The sequence below is a fragment of the Acinetobacter sp. YH16044 genome, assembly GCF_013417145.1.
GTDB classification, from domain to species: Bacteria; Pseudomonadota; Gammaproteobacteria; order Pseudomonadales; family Moraxellaceae; genus Acinetobacter; species Acinetobacter amyesii.
Window position 1 is genome coordinate 49,710 of sequence record NZ_VPEK01000013.1, and the last position, 16,651, is coordinate 66,360.

Genomic DNA, 16,651 nt, shown 5'->3' on the forward strand with positions numbered 1-16,651 from the left:
TCTTAACTAAATACATAACAAGAAGATAAGAATATGGACGCGATATTATATTTGATCCCACCGAATGATTTGGAAACACTGATTTTAGAAGCAGAAACCCCTCAAGATGTCTTGGATTCACCTTTTGTACAACACTCCTTTTTTTTAGGGGAAGCGTGGCAAGAGTTGAATCCATTATTAAGCGTGAACAGTGATTCAGTTGCGGCACTGAGTTATGCCATTCAGGCAGAACATCCTTTGTCAGAGCGACGACCGGGACTGAGCCTTGCAGTGCATTACAATACTGTAGTTCGCGTTGCAGAAATCCATCAGGCATTACAACAGTTAAGCGTGGATGAAATCAAAAAACGTTATTTGGTCACGATTGCAGAAACCGCACCTGAGCAAGAGCTTAAATTGGCCGAATTAAAACTACTTTTTTTACAGTTACAAGATCTTTATCGTGATGCGGTGCGTCATAATTTATCGGTGCTGAGTGTAATTCAAGATGGTATTCGTTTGGATAAATTACCATAAACACAGCTCAACACGGGTTATAACTGAAGTTGCATCAGGACCAGATCACGCCATTCACCAAACTTTTGTCCCACTTCAGGCATATAACCTGTTTGCTTAAAGCCTAATTTTTTGTGCAGGGCAATCGAGGCGCTATTGCCGTGATCAATGCCTGCAATCATGACATGCATATTTTGGCTTTTGGCATGCTGAATTAGGTGCTCTAATAATTGCTGACCAAGACCCTGTCGAGCATAGTTTGGGTCAATATAGACAGAATGCTCAACAGTATGTCGATAGCCAGCAAAATGGCGGAAAGAACCATAGTCAGCATAACCGGCGATTTGCTGTTGATCCTGATCTTCAATCACCACAAAAGGAAAATTTTGCTTTTGGAAATCCAGCAATTTCTGTTGAAAAGAGTCAAGAGTGTAAGCTTGATCATTCCATGTCGCAAAGCCGTTGAGAACTTCATGATTATAGATTGCGAGAATGGCCGCTAAGTCTTGTGGAGTTGCAGGTCGAATGAGAAAAGACATGCGCAAATTTCTGATAAAAATAAAGTCAATTTAAAAACTTAGGCATAAAAAAAGCAAGGTGATGAACCTTGCTTTTTTCTTCATCGCGTTCTGAGTCGAACTTAGAAGTGGTATTTCACCAAAGCGCTGACATCGTTTTGGTCCTGACCTTTCAGGCCATATTTGTTGTTCCAAACCGAGTGTTCAACACCTACGTAGAGCTTAGTCTTAGGAGAGATATGCTTACCTATATTCCATTTATATTGGCTTGTCCAGTTTAATTCACTAGCTTGCGCCCCTTTTTCAGCTGTTGACCAGTCAAGGAAAGCATCTACTAGAAAATCTTCAGAGCCAATTTTAAATGGCACAGCATAAGTGATCGTCATTTGATAATCATCTTTAGTACCGGCTGATTTAGAATCATTATCGGCTTTATAGAAGTTGATGTTTGCATACTGTGTATATGGAATGTCTAAAGCAAAGCCAATACCATACAAGAAGTTATTAAACTCAGAATTTTTGTCGTAGCCGGCATTATGTTCCCAAGTCGTTGCAATCAGAACGTCTTTGATCGGCCCCATAGAAAGGTCTTTACCAGAAACTTCGCCTAAGCTAAGGCGCGGTGCAAGCTCAAGGTAAGTCGATGCTTCATCATCTTTGTCCCAAGCTTGGTCAACGAAGAAGAATACATCTGAATATTTCAGTTTAGCGGCATATTCAGCTGTGATCGTTTTCTGTTCATTGTTGTCACCATCAAAAGGCACAACATAATTTTCACCATATAGGCCAGTTAAGCTGAAATCTTGCCATACGATAGGTGAAGCTTGAGTGAAAGCAGCAGCAGATGCTAATGCACATGATGCAACGATTTGTGTAAGTTTCATTAAAAAATATCTCCCCCGAGAAGCACTGAAAGCATACAGATTATTAAGCAAAAATAAAGCCAAATTTTACTCAACGGCAAAATTGTTTTGTAATTTGAAGGGGAAATACGCTGTGCATGATCGATGACGGTAAAAGCGAGATTTTGAGTTTGAATGGAATTGTGCAAATAGAAGGTGGGCGTCGAGGAAATGCACAAAAATATGACCCAAATCAATTAAAACAATGCAAATCTACAATAAAGTCTTACTTTTTTTATGGATATTAAAAAAATATCAAAATAGCACTTGCAAAATTCTAACTTAAGACCGATATTCGAAGTATAAGGACACGGATCTGCAGACTCTAAAGTGTTCATCATTCAATGTGGAGGACGATGTTCCATACAAAGTTGAAGATGGTCATTGCTGTAACATTTACAGCAAATGTAACGTGCCAAGATAATAAGTTTTGCACAAATTTTTATAGCTAATACAGATAGATATGAGGATGATATTATGAACATTGAAATCCGTACAGATAAAAACATTATAAACAGTGATCGACTAATTACATACGTTCGTGCAGAACTTAATGAAGAATTTCAGCGCCATAGTGAACGCATTACCCACTTTTCGGTGCATTTAAGTGATGAAAATGGGGACAAGGGCGGCAGCGACGACATCAAATGTATGATTGAAGCGCGTCCAGCAGGTTTGAAGCCTGTCGTGGTCAACCATCGTGGTCATAATGTAGATACAGCTATTCACGGTGCAATTGATCGACTTAAACGTAGTCTTGAACATGTGTTCGAAAAGAAAGAGAACCCACGCAGTACGCAACCTGCTTTTGCTGAAGCGGATGATATCGTAGACGACGAATAAGTCTCAAAATTTAAAAAAAGCCCTGCGGGGCTTTTTTTGTGTGTTTTGTATTTTGTTTTACATGAAATTCAAACAAACGCAGCTTTATTCGGCATAATAGATCAAAATAAATTGAAGTGAGCTTTCCAGATGTTAACAGCGCAACAACAGCTTTTTGTGCAAGCGTTAGAAGAACAAGATCTTGCACAGGTGCAACGCCTGTTGGCAGATGGTCTTAATCCAAATTTTATCGACTTTGAGAAAGGACCTGCGGTTTCTGTATGGTCTGATGGTTTGTTTAAATGGTGGGAAATGGTTTGCGAAGCGTATGAAGCAGGCCAACCTTTAACAGCAGAACAGAAAACACAACATTTAGATGTACATATGCAAATCTTGGAAGCGCTGATTCAAGCCAAAGCCAATGTGCATTTATGGGATGCTGAAGAAATTTATGGTCCATTATGGGATGCTGCGAGTGCAGCATGTGTCCCTGCGGTACAGCGTTTATTGGATGAAAAAGTGAATCCAAATATGATTGATAGCGATGGTTTAACCATTTTATCGTCGATTAGTGAATTATTTTTTGACTGTGATTTTGATGCGGTAAATTGGTCAGAAGCATTGGAAGAAGAAAAACAAACCTTGGAGCTTTTGCGTAGCCATGGCGCAAAAATGACCAAAGAATTAGCATAATTGTGAGTAAAAACATGACTGTATTTAAAGTTTTAAGCATTGCAACATTATCCAGTTTGAGCCTGTCTGCATTTGCGGCGGATTTTTCATTTGATCGTCCGGGCGCGGGTATGGGCACAGGCATTACCCCTGTAGGTCGTTTGGCATGGGAACAAAGTTTGCCAGCAGCGAGCTATAGTGAAAGTCGTGATGAAAATGGTGAAAAAGTAAAAAACACCACTTTAAATGCAGACATGTTATTCCGTACTGGTTTGGCAAAAGATTTGGAATTGCAATTGGGTTGGCAAGGTCCTGCATGGTCTAAAACCAAAGTTGCGGGTCGCTCAGTTGAAGATGATGGTTTGGGTGATGTCAGCATTGGCCTGAAAAAAGCTATTGATTTGAATGATGAGAAATTGTCGATGGCTATTCTTGCTGAAGCGATTATTGCAACAGGCAATGAAGGTTTTAGTGCTGAGGACGATATTTATAGTCTGACTTCCGCTGTGGCTTATGATTATAGCGATACAATTGGGACTTCAATGACCATGCGTTATGAAGTTCAAGATGGTGATTGGGCTGTGAGTGCCATTCCAGGAATGGAATATCAAATTGCGGGTAATTTATCGGGTTTTTCTGAGCTGGTTTATCGCAAAGCAGAGAGTACCGATCAGGAAGTGTCTTTGGCTTCAGGTCTGACGTATGCCGTTTCGGATCGTATGCAGTTGGATGCGAGCGTCGGTCTAGAACTCACCGGCGGTCATAAAAATTATCAGTCCGGTTTGGGCGTATCTTACCTGTTCTAAAAGAACCCTAAATTTTAAAACGTATAAATACAGACTGAGGATGAATTCAGCTGAATGAAACAATGGACTTATGTTGCGGCAGCGGCTGTGCTGTCGTTCAGTATGGGCGTCTCTGCTCAGGATGCATTACTTTCAGCTGAAGATGCTTTTCCTTTCTCGGTCGTCTCCGATCGTGCAGATCAGGCGGAGCTGAGTTGGGATATTCCAGCGCATTATTATCTGTATCAGCACAAAATAGAGGTGAAGCAGGGCAATCAAGTTTTGGCTTTGGATTTGCCTGCTGCTGAGGATTTAAAAGACGATAACTATGGTCATACGCAGGTGTATTACCAACAGTTGAGTTTTAAAATTCCAACTCAAAAACTGCAGACTTATCAAGTCAATTGGCAAGGCTGTGCCAAGGATCGGGTGTGTTATCCACCACAGAGCATCAGCTTTGAAACGGATGCTTCTGGTTTGGTCACACAGCAAAATCTAGCCACTCCAAGCAAACGTTTACTCGACTTTGCAGCAGAAAATAATGCTGAACAGCCTACGGCGAATCGTTTAGATCAGCAGAGGGCAGATAATGCTGCACTGGCTTCTGAACGCTATACCGCAAGCGACCAAATGTGGTCTGAAAAATTAGCGCAAAGCTCTATATTTTATGGACTTTTGCTGTTTTTTGGCCTGGGTTTTTTGCTGGCTTTTACCCCTTGTTCATTGCCAATGCTGCCGATTTTAACCTCACTGATTGTCCGCGACAGCCGAGGTTTAAAAGCATGGATGATTGCACTGACTTTTGTCACCAGTATGGCGATGGTGTATGCCATTCTCGGCTTGGTGGCGTCGTCTGCAGGTTTGAATTTCCAGCGTTGGTTGCAACAACCCTCGACCTTAATTGCCTTTAGCGTACTCTTTGTGGTTTTTGCCCTGAATTTATTTGGTTTATTTGAACTGAAATTGCCACGCAGTTGGGTCAATCGCTTAGACCAAGCTCAGTCGATGCAAAAGGGCGGTAGTCTCGTTGGCGCTGGGGTCATGGGGATGATTTCAGCATTACTGGTCGGTCCTTGTATGACAGCACCGTTGGCAGGCGCATTATTATTTATTTCCCAAACCCAAAGTCAGTGGCAAGGTGCGTTATTGTTATTCACCCTCGGCTTTGGCATGGGGACCCCGCTATTGTTGGCCAGTGTCCTTGGCTCACGGGTATTGCCTAAAGCGGGTTTGTGGATGAATCAAATCAAGGTGCTCTTTGCTTTCATTATGTTGGCATTGGCTTTGTATTTTATTCGACCATTGATCAGTGAAGCTTGGTTACAGTGGTTATCCCTTGCTCTGGGTCTGGTGTTTAGCGCTTATGTGCTTTGGCGCATTTTATGGCGCAGTACTCAGCTCAAATGGCTGTATATCTTGGTGTTCTGTGCCGCCGTACCTTATATTGTGTACAGTCAATATCAACATAGCCAACGTTTTTTAGTCGAAGAAAATCAACAACAAAGTGCTTGGCATGTGGCACATACAGCGGAAGAGTTTCAACGTTTATTAAGTGAAATTCCTCAAGGTCAATCCGCAATTATTGATGTCTATGCCGATTGGTGTGTGGCCTGCCAGCCGATTGAACATAAAGTTTTAAAATCGACAGTAGTGCAACAGGCTTTGGCACCGTATTACTTAATTAAGTTGGATTTGAGTCAGTATGATGCAACCCATCAAGTACTGCTCAATCAATGGGATATTTTAGGGCCACCGACCTATTTATTTTTAGATACAGCGCATCAAGAGATACGTGGACTGCGCTTGACGGGCGCATTTAGCGAGAAAGAATTGTTAGCGCAATTGGAAAAATTTAAATCGCGTGGAGAATAAAAATGATGCAATTATATATTGCCAATAAAAACTATTCGACGTGGTCTATGCGACCGTGGTTGGTGTTACACGCGTTTAATTTACCCTTTCAAGAGATCTTGATTCCTTTTTCTGAAGAAGCAGATGGCGCAGCGTTCAAGCAGCAAATGTTAGCCCTACATGCCAATGGCAAGGTGCCCCTACTGCAACATGACGGTGTGATGATTTGGGACTCATTGGCGATTTGTGAATATTTGGCAGAGCAGTTTCAAGAGCTTACACTGTGGCCCAAAGATCCCACACAACGTGCATGGGCACGGAGTATTTGCGCGGAAATGCACAGTAGTTTTATGCAATTGCGTAGCTTATGCAGTATGAATTTGCAGGCGGATTATGGTCGCCATGGTCAAATATTATGGTCTGAACATGCCGAATTGCGTGCTGAAGTAGCGCGAATCGAACAGATTTGGTCGAGTCGTCCTGCGGTGGATGGCTTTCTATGCGGTGAATTTACTATTGCCGATGCTTTTTTTGCACCCGTGGTAACACGTTTACAGACCTTTCAGTTACCTGTGAGTGACAACACACAGCGTTATATGCAAAAGATTTTGCAGCATCCTTCTGTGGAGGCATGGATCGCGGCTGCTCAACTGGAACAGCCAGTCCGTCGTATGGAACAGTATCCACGTTAAAAGCTCAACGCCACGTCTGATCTGTATAAAAGTTTTAAACCAAATGGCTAAAGCTTTGTTGTTCGGTGTAGGCCATCACCATGTTGCGGCCGCCAGCTTTAGCTGCGTATAGCGCTTGATCTGCATGGGTCAGCAATTGTTGCGGTACCAATTCTGGCGTAGAAATCGCAATACCAAAACTGGCTGTCACATGAATTGACTGACCATCATGTCCCCAAATTTCAAGCTGCTCAATGGCTTTTCGACAGCGCTCTGCAATGAATATCGCTTGTTCTAAGTTAGAATTTTTTAGCACCAAAATAAACTCTTCCCCTCCAAACCGCCCAACCACATCACTACCGCGTAAATGTTGGTTTAATACTTGGCTGACAAGAATCAAGGTTTCATCGCCTTTATCGTGTCCATATTCATCATTGATGCGTTTGAAATGGTCTAAGTCCAATAAGACCAGTGCATATGTATCTGTTTTAGCACTATCGAGCTGTTCCAAACACTGATTGATACTGCGTCGATTAAATAAATTGGTCAGTGGGTCGACTTGACTAAGTTTTTGAATCAGATGCTCTCGGTGACGCCATTGGCTGAGTAAGATTTCAAATAAAGCCAAACAGGTTAATAAAATAGGAACAATGAAAAAGATCATTGAGAAGAGCCAAAAACTATTTTGATAGCCATAGGCATGAGGTTGAAAAATCGGGGCATAGGGGATAATGCCGCGGATGCTTAAATACATACAAATGGATAAAAAAATCGTGGCTGGAATCAGCATGCTATAGACGATTTTTCGTGTAAATAGTACCAATCCAACGGTCACAAGGCTCACGTAGGAGATCATAGTGGCTGGACTCATGACGCCAATTAAATAACCATCACGACATAAAGAAATGACGAATAAGCCGACCGAAAGATAAGGTAAAATTAGCTGAATCTTGGGATTATCTTTTCCAGCATAGCAAGGCCAAATCAGCAGGACCATTAAGCAAAAAAAGACGATGTTGGTCCACAATTGAGAGTGGATGAGCTCAAGGTTAACCCACTGCCAAAGTTCTGGCGTGACATAAACATAAAATTTCCAAATGATCCAAAGCAGATGAATGGCTGAGCCAAGCATCAGCATGAGCATACACTTTTTCAGGATACTCCAATTCATCACCACTTCATCTTCCAGTAAATACTGGGCGATTCTATTGCGGAGGATCATGTCACGTATGCTTGATTTCACCGTCATCCTGTGTCATTGCCCTGTTCGAGTTATCAGTTTTTTTCTTAAAGTTTATATAGATATCATTTTATAGGCTTACATTAGCATGAAAATTTACACTTGATAACGGTCAAGAACCGCTCAGTAATTTTAAATTTTTTGCGAGTTCAAAATGATTGTTCTAAAAATAAAACATAGTGTCATAAGGATCGGGATTATTCTATTTATGAAAAGTGATTACACTAGGCTCAAGTTAATAACAACAGCTTTAGGTTTTAGTCATGAAAATTCTGCATATTGATTCAAGCATCATGGGCGACGCTTCAGTTTCACGTCAACTCAGCGCTGAAATTGTACAACAGCTACAGCAAAAACATGGTGATGCGGCACAGGTTCAACATCTCGATTTAGCTGTACAGCAGATTCCACATCTCAGCAGTGAAATTTTGATGGGTCAAAATGCAGAACAATCGGCTTTAGGCGAGCAGTTGTTGCAACAGTATTTAGATGCCGATGTGGTTGTGGTTGGTGCTGCTATGTATAACTTCGGTTTGCCATCAACTTTGAAAGCATGGATTGACCGTATCAGTGTTGCTGGTCGTACCTTTAAATATACAGAACAAGGTCCAGTGGGCTTGGCAGGTGATAAAAAAGTCTATATTGCCAGCAGTCGTGGCGGCGTGTATGGCGATAACAGCCCTGTAGATTATCAAGAAGGTTTATTAAAAGCCGTATTTAATTTTACAGGTGTTAGCGATATTGATGTGATTCGTGCCGAAGGTGTCAATATGGGACCTGACATGAAAGCACAAGCAATGGCGACAGCTCAGGCTCAAATTCAAGCCATTTAACAGAATGACATTTCCCTCTTAGGTCAGCATCTGCTGACCTTTTTTTATGGTGACTTTGATTAGTTTCAGGGATCAGTTTTCAGGAATTGGTTTTCACGGATTAGTCCTGATCCAGTCGGTGTGCAAAATCAGCTAAATCACTCAGCGCACGTTGTCCTTCTTCAAACCAAGAGCTAAACATTTGGAAGTTATGCCACATGCCAGTGTACAGCATAAATTCGACATCTAGGCCGGCTTCTTCTGCTTTGACTTTAAAGCGCTGCGCATCATCCAATAAAATTTCTTTAGAACCCACTTGAATATGAATCGGAGGTAGTTCTTTGAGCTCGGCAAAAAAAGGCGAGACCAATGGATCAGCTCGATCGACCGAGCGTGGTACATAATAATCAATGCCTGTTTCGAGGGCTTCTATGCTTAACAGCGCATCATGCTTACGGTTATAACGCAAAGACTCACTGCTCAGCGTCAAGTCTAAAAACGGTGACATTAACACCAAACCACTGACTTGTGGAAGTTGTTCCTGTTGAATTTTAAGGGCTAAGGCAAGCGCCAAGTTTGCACCACAAGAGTCGCCTGACAAAATAATATCTTTGGCTTGAACCCCTTGATCTAATAACACCGCATACACATCAAAAAGGGCATCGAGTGCTTCAGGGAACTGTGCTTCAGGGGATAAAGGATAATCCAAATGTAACACTTGCATTTGCGTGCGTGCCGCAACTTGAGTCAGAAACGCCCGATGCGTGTTCATCGAACCCAAGAAAAATGCGCCCCCATGAATATGAAAAATGAGTTGGGTCGATGCCTGTTGAGGTTTGATTTCTTCGGCTTTTAAGCCGGCTAAGCGAATAGGACGAATTTGTACATCGGGGTTTTGGGGAAATGCACGACACATTTGTTCCAAAGCAAAACGTAAAGTATTGGGCGGTAAATTGAACTGGCTCGGCCCACGAATTGTTGTTTTTAAAATGCTTTCTGTAATCAGTTGTTTCGTCAGTGGCGATATCTTCATTGTCTTTCCATCTTTTTCTATTTTAGGAATCGTGTGAGCATATTTACCAACACAAATTACAAGGTTACACTAAACGGTCACATACAAAAATTGATAAATTGTTGTGACTTTTGGATACTAATGTCGTCTATATCAGACCAGGGAAATAAACAAAAATGAAAAAAATTGCACTAGCATTAGGATTGATGAGTTTAGCCGCATTTGCAAATGCTGCAGACCCGCTAAATGGTACAACTTGGAAAACCATTGATGATAAAACCAAGCAGCCAAAAGCGATTGTAAAATTCACCGAGCAAAAAAATGGTACGCTTTCTGCGAGCATTCAGTCAGTTTTGACACCAGGTGAAGAGAATGCATGTAAAAAATGTGAAGGCCCATATCACAACAAATCATTAAAAGGCTTGCGAATTGTGACCGGTCTTAAAAATGTTGGTGGTACAAGCTATGAGAGCGGTTCAATTTTGGATCCTCAATCAGGTAAAACTTACAAGTTAAAAGGTCAATTGGCTGATGGTGGCAAGAAACTAGAGCTTCGCGGCTTTATTGGCGTTGCTGCTTTAGGTCGTAATCAAACATGGATTCGTGCCAACTAATTTGACATGATTCAAACAAAAAAGCCTGACAATGTCAGGCTTTTTTATAGCCTATTTTCAGCCACAATTGAACTAGAGCCGTGCATGAGTGTGATAAAAAAATTTATTTCAATGCACGGTAAGCGCTTTCATCAAAGCCAACCAATAAATCGCTACCTGTATCGAGTACAGGACGTTTAATCATGCTGCTATGCGCTGTTAAACACTGAATCAAATTTTCTTCACTGGCTAAGGTTGTCTGTTGCTCTTCTTCACTGAGTTTTTTCCATGTGGTGCCTTTTTTGTTGAGAATCACATCAGCGCCTTTGGCATCGAGCCATTTTTTTACGGTTTCAGCATCAATCGCTTGTTTTTTATAGTCATGAAATTCGTAGCTTAGGCCTAATTCGTTGAGCAAGTCGAAAGCTTTTTTCATGGTATTGCAGTTTTTGATGCCATAAATTTTAAGCATGAACAGGTGTCCTTAATTATTCAAACAATAAGATAAAAATACACTTCAGCATTATCCTACAGGCTAATTCATTAATGCTCAAAGCTTGATCGTGATGTGGATTGAGAAATAAATATTTTGCTGTAAAAGTCGCATGTAATAAATACTGGGTATTGTCATCAAAACGACATTTTGGTCTTTTAGAATAGCCTACAGAACAAAATGATGCTCAGAAAAGAAAGCGATGCGATAACTAGAAAATTCAGCTTAAGGTTGCATAGTCAAAAGTAGAAAGAAAGCGAGAATAAGAAAATGCTGTGCAGATCGAATTTTTAGCTGTTTTAGTTGGGGGATGTTTTGAGTCTAGAGATACAAGGGCTAGATAAGAGAAAACCCGCATTTAATCATCCTGATCATGCGGGTCTCAATCCAACGTCCATTGTCACATCCTTGAAAACAAGCTAAATCATTTAGTTTGTTTTTATACTTCCTTCGGCGTCCAATCCTTTTGTGTCATCCTGACATGTCCCTTTGCCGTGCGACCATAATGCTACGTTCGAGTTGTGAGATAAATCCACAAATTCGTCATGTAATGTGAGAAATAACCTCTAATTGAGTAAACAATCGTTCACTCAATTAATTGCTGAAAGCTTAAATTTTATAGTCAATAATCACTGGGGCATGGTCGCTAAACCATTCATCTTTAAATACCCAAGCATTCACGGTACGTTCTTTCCAGTCAGGTGAACATGCATGGTAGTCGATACGCCAACCCACATTTTTGGCACGTGCTTGTCCGCGGTTAGACCACCAAGAGTAAAGCTCAGCTTCTTTGCGAACCTCACGGAAGGTGTCGACATAGCCAAGTTCATCATAAATATGATCGAGCCATGCACGTTCATGCGGTAAGCAGCCCGAAGCCTTTTGGTTCCCAGACCAATTTTTAATATCGATACGTTTATGCACGATGTTGTAGTCACCGCAAACAATCACTGACTTATTTTCAGCACGCCATTGCTTCAAAATTTGTTGATATTCGCCTAAAAATAGGTCTTTGCGCGCCTGAGCTTCATCACCCGATGAACCTGAAGGCAGGTAGAGCGAGCAAATATGCGCAGTTTGTCCAAGTCCTAAATCGAACTCAGCAGAAATAAAGCGGCCTTGAGTGTCTGCCAATTCAAAACCTAAACCATCTGTCACCGAAACAAAGGGTATGCGGCTATAAATCGCTGTACCTGCGTAGCCTGGGCGCTCTGCAGGGAAAAGGTGTGTAAACCAACCTTCGGGTTTAAATTTATCGGTCCATTGTTCATGGGTAATGCGGCTTTCTTGCATGCAGATGACATCGGCATCTGAAGTTGCCATCCAGTCAAAAATACCTTTTTTTTCAGCGGAACGCAGACCATTCACATTAATTGAAACGACACGTAAAATTTTTTGATCACTTGGATAGCTACTCTTTGGTATCATGCTCAGGTTTAACCTCAAACTTAAAAAAATGGAGCACCTCATGACAGCGCAAGCGGCATTTAATCCACAAGCTTTTATCGAACTCGCATTATCACGTGGTGTGCTTAAATTTGGTGAGTTTACTTTAAAATCGGGTCGTGTGAGTCCTTATTTTTTTAATGCAGGTCTACTGAACGATGGTGAAGCCTTATCATTATTGGCTTCTGGCTATGCAGCTAAATTAACAGAATGCGATAATGTGGAAGTGGTCTTTGGCCCAGCTTATAAAGGTATTCCATTTGTAGCAGCAACGGCTGTCGCACTGTCACAAAACCATGGTGTGAGCGTACCTTGGGGCTTTAACCGTAAAGAAGCGAAAGACCATGGGGAAGGCGGTGTATTGGTTGGTGCGTCTGTTGAAGGTAAAAAAGTCTGGATCATTGATGATGTGATCACTGCGGGTACAGCGATTCGTGAAGTAGTGACTATTCTGAAAAATGCCGGTGCACAAATTGCGGGCGTATTGGTGGCGCTAGACCGTCAAGAAAAAGGTCAGGGCGATTTGTCTGCGATTCAAGAAGTACAAAAAGAGTTAGAAATTCCTGTACATGCTTTAATCACTATGAAAGATTTAATGACTTTCTTAGATGCAAAAGGCGAAACTGAAGCCTTGGCGAAAATGGAAGCGTACCGTGTTAAATACGGCATCTAATTTTTCGGGATTTCAAAAGGCAGCTGAAGCTGCCTTTTTTACGTCTTTAAATGATGATTGTTGCATCTAACTAACAAAAAACGTGAAATATTGCTTAAAAAGTAGGCGTTAAACGTGAAGAATCAATAAAAAGCCGTCTCAGTGCGCTATTTACTGAAACGGCTTTAGTTAAGGTATTGATACTTATAGAAAATTTAAAGAATTTCGTATAACGTGTATTATGTTAATTTTAGGAAAACTTACAGAATGTATAAGTTAAAGATTATTGTTTGGGTGATTCTCATCTTAGTAATCTTATGGGGAATACAATGGATGTTTCATGGCTTTCCAACAGGAAATTAGAGCCATACATTGATGATTTCATATAATCCATACTATGTTAATTTTAGAATAGTTAAGAAATTAGGATAATTTCTCAGATTCGAACCTAAATAATTATGATAAATTTGCCACAAAGAAAAAACCTAAATATAAAACTATGTCTAAAGCTTTAGTTACCATTGGATCGATAACTAGTCATGGTGGGATCGTTGCAGAGTGTGACACTACTTTTATCATTAATGGAATTGCAGTTCATTTAAATGGTATGAAACACTTCTGCCCTCAATGTAAAACTGTCGTTTCCGCAATTGCTTCTGATCAAACCACTATTGTTAATGGTCGGGCTATAGTACTTGCAGGTGATAAAACAACATGTGGCGCTACATTTCTTGGTAATCAATCCCTTGTTGTCACAGCCTAAGAGTTCTTCATCAGCTAGCTCAGCAATATCAAAATTAAATATTGCCCAATCTCCAATAACAAAGGTTGCCTCAAACGTGCCAAATATGACAATGGGATTAACAAAGCAAAGTGATAAACCCAAAGGACCATTTACTGGCGGAGGGCACGGTGACCCTGATAACACTCGAGGTGTATTAAATAATTTAACTTTTGGAATAAGTGAAAAAGTTTTAACTGCTTTAGGAATGAAACCTGCTGATCCTAAGAAATTAGAAGAGGGAGAAATTGTTGGGGCGGTAATTGGCCCTGGAAAAGTTAAAGCTATTGGTAAGGCGGCAAAAGAAGTTGGAGGGAAAGTTTTAGGAAAAGAAGCTACAGGTGTTTTAGGTAGTCGCCATAATCAAATGAATCAGCCCAAGAATCCAAGTTATCAGCCAGTTCGGAATAATCCTACCAATATCGATGGTCGTAATTATTCCGGGCATGCTCTTGATAGGATGCAGGATAGAGGTATCATGCCATCAGTTGTAAAAGATACGATTAAAAACGGCTCTCAAACAGTAGGTACAAAATCTACCACTAACCATTATAGTCCAGCAAATAATGTCACAGTGGTAACTAATAAACGAGGCGATGTGGTTACAGTATCGCATGGGAAAATTGATGGTAAGGGAAAATAAAATGAATGAACTTTTAGAATTTGTACAGAACTATTCGAGACCCACAGAAACTCATTACCACTATGCTGAATTTACGAAAAATGTTGAAAATATTTACGATGGTTTTAAAGATAATTTCCCTATAGAAATGCAGGAGCAATTAGGTACTTTAATTTTCGATATGGAAGTAATAAATGGGTTAGCTTTATGCGATTGGGATTTAGCTAACAGACCAACTGAATGGAATGATTGGAATACTGATTATAAAGAAGATGCTGATAATTTAAAGAAACAACTTGTGAGTATCTTAACTGGGGTACAAAAAGAATATATAAGAATTTTAGACTAATTTTCTCTCCATTTAACATATAATGGCGATTATACGAAGTACACTTGTATATTAATATAGATATCAACTACTTAATAAAAATAGAAAAATCCAAAAATGCCCAAAAAGCCGACTTTGAAACAAGTCGGCTTTTTTATGATCGATTTTGATAGTTTTTGCCAAGAAAATTGGCTAAAAAATGATCAATTTAGCAATCAGTGCCCATTTCATACGGATCCAGGTTCCAAAACTATCCCCAATTGCTGGGGATAAAATTTAGGCTATTTTGTACGCTTTGGCTCACATAAAACTCGGCCCTTTGCGGCTATCCAGGATAGGTGAATTTTCCTATGATGAAGTCATAGAGAACAGGATGTTCCAAACAACAAGAATAAGAAAGATCGCACCAGGAGCGTGAGGTAAGACAGGAGTCATACCTAGCAACCCAATATGAGAAACCCCGGCAGGATGCTGGGGTTTTTTATTATCTAAAATATTTAGATCAAAGTTGGATGGGCATCCAGAATGCGAATTAAAGTCGCTGCAGGACCAGTCGGATAGCGTCGGCCTTGTTCCCAGTTCTGTAGCGTTCTCGCGCTAATATGCAAACGTGCAGCAAACTCTGCTTGCGTTAATCCAGTTTTCTCACGTACTTCTTTAATATCTGGCAATTCAAGCTCTGTGACTCGACTGGCCTTTATCTCATTACGTTTGATGGCACCAGCTTCTTTGATTGAAGCAACCAGGTCATCAAATAAGTTGTTATCCATGAAATTGCTCCTTTACTAATTGACGCAGGATCGATGTTTCTTTGTCTGTCAGATTATCTTTCACAGACTTTGGATAAGCCACCAGGAAAAATATCTGATCATCTTCTGTGACCCAATAATAGATCACCCGGATGCCGCCGCTTTTACCTTTATTGCCTTGAGTACAGCGTACTTTACGAATTCCACCACCATTCTTGATTAAGTCACCTTTATCAGGTTGTACCAAAAGATCTTGCTGGAGCTGACGATACTCTTCATCACTTACAAGCTCTTTAATTTGCTTGGTAAAAACACTGGTTTCAATGAATAACATGAGCTCAAGTACGTCAATGGCGTATAAGAATTTTAGCAGTTTTAGAATAAAAAAACGAGAAAAGGTAGCTCTCATTTCTCATAACCGAAATTATCTTACGTGATTAGCTTCAATTTTGATTTTTAGGTAATAGAAATTACAACCAAAAGGTAAATAAATATTCAATTTTTTGATACAAAAAGTCATTTATAGTATATTTAATTAATTGATATAATTTACATTAAGTACATTATTAGAATAAATATATAGAATGCCTCGTTTAGTTCTAAAGGCTAAATCAATAAGATCTTTTGATCCTAAATTTTTGATGGCCTTAATTGATTGTCTACCTTTAAATCAGCGACCCTCTATTAAGGAATTATTAAATCTTTATCCAGAAGAAATTAAATTAGATCTAACCTCTGAAGTATTGGAGTCTACTATTGAAAAAATATCAGCTCGATTAGGTACGGTATTCGATATTCAACATTCATAATTTAAAATTAAATAATAGATGTTATATGAAAGGCACAATTCATGAGCCTTTTCATCACTCGTTTAACATAAAATCTCTTATGCGAAACTCTCTTCATCACACTTCTTACATTCCAACATTACCCCTAACTTTTCTTTCCGTCCTTGCTCAGTGATAACCCAAGGACGGTTTTGCCATGGAGGATCATGGCGGACATGCTGTGTATGACCACAAGCTAAAATGGCATACCAATGATTTTCATCATCCAAGGCAAAATCAACAATGGCTTGCTGCATATTAAACACCTATCTAAATTAAAATGATGCTGAAAAGGGAAAAGAGTTCATGTTGAGCAATCACAACGGCTTGAATATCGAATTGCAAAATAGACTGTGAAATTTGGTTTATTTCTGCCGCAC

The 16,651-nt window shown here is 40.2% G+C and carries 22 protein-coding genes; 13 read left to right on the plus strand and 9 right to left on the minus strand.

What is annotated here, in order from left to right:
- Nucleotides 1-33: 33 nt before the first annotated feature.
- Nucleotides 34-516 carry a DUF1877 family protein gene (locus tag FTV38_RS09520; RefSeq protein WP_168379686.1) on the plus strand — a complete coding sequence of 161 codons (483 nt, stop codon included), beginning with the start codon at nucleotides 34-36 and terminating at the stop codon, nucleotides 514-516.
- Nucleotides 517-533: 17 nt separating this feature from the next.
- Here the strand turns inward: FTV38_RS09520 and FTV38_RS09525 are convergent, their stop codons facing one another.
- Together FTV38_RS09525 and FTV38_RS09530 are read right to left on the minus strand one after the other, a co-directional pair.
- Entirely contained in the window at nucleotides 534-1,034 is a 501-nt protein-coding gene (locus FTV38_RS09525; RefSeq protein ID WP_180022328.1) for a GNAT family N-acetyltransferase, read from the minus strand.
- Nucleotides 1,035-1,135: 101 nt separating this feature from the next.
- On the minus strand, nucleotides 1,136-1,897 hold the full coding sequence (locus FTV38_RS09530) for an outer membrane protein OmpK (RefSeq protein WP_168379688.1): 762 nt from the start codon (nucleotides 1,895-1,897) through the stop codon (nucleotides 1,136-1,138).
- Nucleotides 1,898-2,392: 495 nt separating this feature from the next.
- Here FTV38_RS09530 and FTV38_RS09535 point away from each other — a divergent pair, with 495 nt between their 5' ends.
- From FTV38_RS09535 to FTV38_RS09555, 5 genes are all read left to right on the plus strand, one after another.
- Nucleotides 2,393-2,758: an HPF/RaiA family ribosome-associated protein gene (locus FTV38_RS09535; RefSeq protein ID WP_168379689.1), complete on the plus strand. Its 366-nt coding sequence runs from the start codon at nucleotides 2,393-2,395 to the stop codon at nucleotides 2,756-2,758.
- A 129-nt stretch (nucleotides 2,759-2,887) separates the two neighbouring features.
- Nucleotides 2,888-3,430 (plus strand): ankyrin repeat domain-containing protein, encoded by a 543-nt coding sequence (locus FTV38_RS09540; RefSeq protein ID WP_078190592.1) that lies wholly within the window; start codon nucleotides 2,888-2,890, stop codon nucleotides 3,428-3,430.
- Between the two features lie 14 nt (nucleotides 3,431-3,444).
- Entirely contained in the window at nucleotides 3,445-4,215 is a 771-nt protein-coding gene (locus FTV38_RS09545; RefSeq protein WP_180022329.1) for a transporter, read from the plus strand.
- A gap of 54 nt (nucleotides 4,216-4,269) precedes the next feature.
- Nucleotides 4,270-6,066, plus strand: a complete 1,797-nt coding sequence (dsbD, locus tag FTV38_RS09550) for a protein-disulfide reductase DsbD (protein WP_180022330.1) — start codon at nucleotides 4,270-4,272, stop codon at nucleotides 6,064-6,066.
- A 2-nt stretch (nucleotides 6,067-6,068) separates the two neighbouring features.
- Complete coding sequence (locus FTV38_RS09555; RefSeq protein WP_180022331.1) at nucleotides 6,069-6,737, plus strand: glutathione S-transferase family protein; 669 nt, start codon at nucleotides 6,069-6,071, stop codon at nucleotides 6,735-6,737.
- 34 nt (nucleotides 6,738-6,771) lie between these two features.
- On the opposite strand, the gene FTV38_RS09560 is transcribed toward FTV38_RS09555, so the two are convergent.
- Nucleotides 6,772-7,938 (minus strand): GGDEF domain-containing protein, encoded by a 1,167-nt coding sequence (locus FTV38_RS09560; protein ID WP_257222616.1) that lies wholly within the window; start codon nucleotides 7,936-7,938, stop codon nucleotides 6,772-6,774.
- A 281-nt stretch (nucleotides 7,939-8,219) separates the two neighbouring features.
- Between FTV38_RS09560 and FTV38_RS09565 the strand changes: the two genes are divergently transcribed.
- Nucleotides 8,220-8,789: an FMN-dependent NADH-azoreductase gene (locus tag FTV38_RS09565; RefSeq protein WP_078190588.1), complete on the plus strand. Its 570-nt coding sequence runs from the start codon at nucleotides 8,220-8,222 to the stop codon at nucleotides 8,787-8,789.
- A 100-nt stretch (nucleotides 8,790-8,889) separates the two neighbouring features.
- Here FTV38_RS09565 and FTV38_RS09570 read toward each other — a convergent pair whose 3' ends face one another.
- Nucleotides 8,890-9,801 carry an alpha/beta hydrolase gene (locus FTV38_RS09570; protein ID WP_180022332.1) on the minus strand — a complete coding sequence of 304 codons (912 nt, stop codon included), beginning with the start codon at nucleotides 9,799-9,801 and terminating at the stop codon, nucleotides 8,890-8,892.
- 155 nt (nucleotides 9,802-9,956) lie between these two features.
- Here FTV38_RS09570 and FTV38_RS09575 point away from each other — a divergent pair, with 155 nt between their 5' ends.
- A complete protein-coding gene (locus FTV38_RS09575) occupies nucleotides 9,957-10,394 on the plus strand; it encodes a DUF2147 domain-containing protein (RefSeq protein WP_078190586.1) in 438 nt (145 codons plus the stop codon).
- A 103-nt stretch (nucleotides 10,395-10,497) separates the two neighbouring features.
- Here the strand turns inward: FTV38_RS09575 and FTV38_RS09580 are convergent, their stop codons facing one another.
- On the minus strand, nucleotides 10,498-10,845 hold the full coding sequence (locus tag FTV38_RS09580; RefSeq protein ID WP_180022333.1) for a Spx/MgsR family RNA polymerase-binding regulatory protein: 348 nt from the start codon (nucleotides 10,843-10,845) through the stop codon (nucleotides 10,498-10,500).
- 630 nt (nucleotides 10,846-11,475) lie between these two features.
- Nucleotides 11,476-12,294, minus strand: a complete 819-nt coding sequence (locus tag FTV38_RS09585) for an exodeoxyribonuclease III (RefSeq protein ID WP_180022334.1) — start codon at nucleotides 12,292-12,294, stop codon at nucleotides 11,476-11,478.
- A gap of 40 nt (nucleotides 12,295-12,334) precedes the next feature.
- Between FTV38_RS09585 and pyrE the strand changes: the two genes are divergently transcribed.
- From pyrE to FTV38_RS09605, 4 genes are all read left to right on the plus strand, one after another.
- A complete protein-coding gene (gene pyrE, locus FTV38_RS09590; protein WP_078193224.1) occupies nucleotides 12,335-12,985 on the plus strand; it encodes an orotate phosphoribosyltransferase in 651 nt (216 codons plus the stop codon).
- 478 nt (nucleotides 12,986-13,463) lie between these two features.
- The gene (locus FTV38_RS09595; protein ID WP_180022335.1) at nucleotides 13,464-13,727 is read left to right on the plus strand and encodes a PAAR domain-containing protein; all 264 of its coding nucleotides are present in this window, start codon (nucleotides 13,464-13,466) and stop codon (nucleotides 13,725-13,727) included.
- Complete coding sequence (locus FTV38_RS17940) at nucleotides 13,711-14,388, plus strand: DUF4258 domain-containing protein (RefSeq protein WP_218950270.1); 678 nt, start codon at nucleotides 13,711-13,713, stop codon at nucleotides 14,386-14,388. The genes FTV38_RS09595 and FTV38_RS17940 overlap by 17 nt, the downstream gene beginning before the upstream one ends.
- Nucleotide 14,389: 1 nt before the next feature.
- Nucleotides 14,390-14,716, plus strand: coding sequence for a hypothetical protein (locus FTV38_RS09605; RefSeq protein WP_180022336.1), 327 nt, complete (start codon nucleotides 14,390-14,392; stop codon nucleotides 14,714-14,716).
- A gap of 476 nt (nucleotides 14,717-15,192) precedes the next feature.
- On the opposite strand, the gene nadS is transcribed toward FTV38_RS09605, so the two are convergent.
- Nucleotides 15,193-15,465, minus strand: coding sequence for a NadS family protein (nadS, locus tag FTV38_RS09610; protein ID WP_004641921.1), 273 nt, complete (start codon nucleotides 15,463-15,465; stop codon nucleotides 15,193-15,195).
- Complete coding sequence (locus FTV38_RS09615; protein WP_067765721.1) at nucleotides 15,458-15,778, minus strand: type II toxin-antitoxin system RelE/ParE family toxin; 321 nt, start codon at nucleotides 15,776-15,778, stop codon at nucleotides 15,458-15,460. Before FTV38_RS09615 ends, nadS begins: the two co-directional genes overlap by 8 nt.
- A gap of 250 nt (nucleotides 15,779-16,028) precedes the next feature.
- Here FTV38_RS09615 and FTV38_RS09620 point away from each other — a divergent pair, with 250 nt between their 5' ends.
- Nucleotides 16,029-16,253, plus strand: a complete 225-nt coding sequence (locus tag FTV38_RS09620) for a hypothetical protein (RefSeq protein ID WP_100329926.1) — start codon at nucleotides 16,029-16,031, stop codon at nucleotides 16,251-16,253.
- A 77-nt stretch (nucleotides 16,254-16,330) separates the two neighbouring features.
- Here FTV38_RS09620 and FTV38_RS09625 read toward each other — a convergent pair whose 3' ends face one another.
- A complete protein-coding gene (locus FTV38_RS09625) occupies nucleotides 16,331-16,528 on the minus strand; it encodes a DUF3565 domain-containing protein (protein WP_180022337.1) in 198 nt (65 codons plus the stop codon).
- Between the last annotated feature and the right edge of the window lie 123 nt (nucleotides 16,529-16,651).

Excerpts from the sequence above, each read along its gene's own strand:
- FTV38_RS09520 (WP_168379686.1), top strand. The coding sequence starts at position 34 with ATGGACGCGATATTATATTTGATCCCACCGAATGATTTGGAAACACTG.
- FTV38_RS09525 (WP_180022328.1), bottom strand. The coding sequence starts at position 1,034 with ATGTCTTTTCTCATTCGACCTGCAACTCCACAAGACTTAGCGGCCATT.
- FTV38_RS09530 (WP_168379688.1), bottom strand. The coding sequence starts at position 1,897 with ATGAAACTTACACAAATCGTTGCATCATGTGCATTAGCATCTGCTGCT.
- FTV38_RS09535 (WP_168379689.1), top strand. The coding sequence starts at position 2,393 with ATGAACATTGAAATCCGTACAGATAAAAACATTATAAACAGTGATCGA.
- FTV38_RS09540 (WP_078190592.1), top strand. The coding sequence starts at position 2,888 with ATGTTAACAGCGCAACAACAGCTTTTTGTGCAAGCGTTAGAAGAACAA.
- FTV38_RS09545 (WP_180022329.1), top strand. The coding sequence starts at position 3,445 with ATGACTGTATTTAAAGTTTTAAGCATTGCAACATTATCCAGTTTGAGC.
- dsbD (WP_180022330.1), top strand. The coding sequence starts at position 4,270 with ATGAAACAATGGACTTATGTTGCGGCAGCGGCTGTGCTGTCGTTCAGT.
- FTV38_RS09555 (WP_180022331.1), top strand. The coding sequence starts at position 6,069 with ATGATGCAATTATATATTGCCAATAAAAACTATTCGACGTGGTCTATG.
- FTV38_RS09560 (WP_257222616.1), bottom strand. The coding sequence starts at position 7,938 with ATGATCCTCCGCAATAGAATCGCCCAGTATTTACTGGAAGATGAAGTG.
- FTV38_RS09565 (WP_078190588.1), top strand. The coding sequence starts at position 8,220 with ATGAAAATTCTGCATATTGATTCAAGCATCATGGGCGACGCTTCAGTT.
- FTV38_RS09570 (WP_180022332.1), bottom strand. The coding sequence starts at position 9,801 with ATGAAGATATCGCCACTGACGAAACAACTGATTACAGAAAGCATTTTA.
- FTV38_RS09575 (WP_078190586.1), top strand. The coding sequence starts at position 9,957 with ATGAAAAAAATTGCACTAGCATTAGGATTGATGAGTTTAGCCGCATTT.
- FTV38_RS09580 (WP_180022333.1), bottom strand. The coding sequence starts at position 10,845 with ATGCTTAAAATTTATGGCATCAAAAACTGCAATACCATGAAAAAAGCT.
- FTV38_RS09585 (WP_180022334.1), bottom strand. The coding sequence starts at position 12,294 with ATGATACCAAAGAGTAGCTATCCAAGTGATCAAAAAATTTTACGTGTC.
- pyrE (WP_078193224.1), top strand. The coding sequence starts at position 12,335 with ATGACAGCGCAAGCGGCATTTAATCCACAAGCTTTTATCGAACTCGCA.
- FTV38_RS09595 (WP_180022335.1), top strand. The coding sequence starts at position 13,464 with ATGTCTAAAGCTTTAGTTACCATTGGATCGATAACTAGTCATGGTGGG.
- FTV38_RS09605 (WP_180022336.1), top strand. The coding sequence starts at position 14,390 with ATGAATGAACTTTTAGAATTTGTACAGAACTATTCGAGACCCACAGAA.
- nadS (WP_004641921.1), bottom strand. The coding sequence starts at position 15,465 with ATGGATAACAACTTATTTGATGACCTGGTTGCTTCAATCAAAGAAGCT.
- FTV38_RS09615 (WP_067765721.1), bottom strand. The coding sequence starts at position 15,778 with ATGTTATTCATTGAAACCAGTGTTTTTACCAAGCAAATTAAAGAGCTT.
- FTV38_RS09620 (WP_100329926.1), top strand. The coding sequence starts at position 16,029 with ATGCCTCGTTTAGTTCTAAAGGCTAAATCAATAAGATCTTTTGATCCT.
- FTV38_RS09625 (WP_180022337.1), bottom strand. The coding sequence starts at position 16,528 with ATGCAGCAAGCCATTGTTGATTTTGCCTTGGATGATGAAAATCATTGG.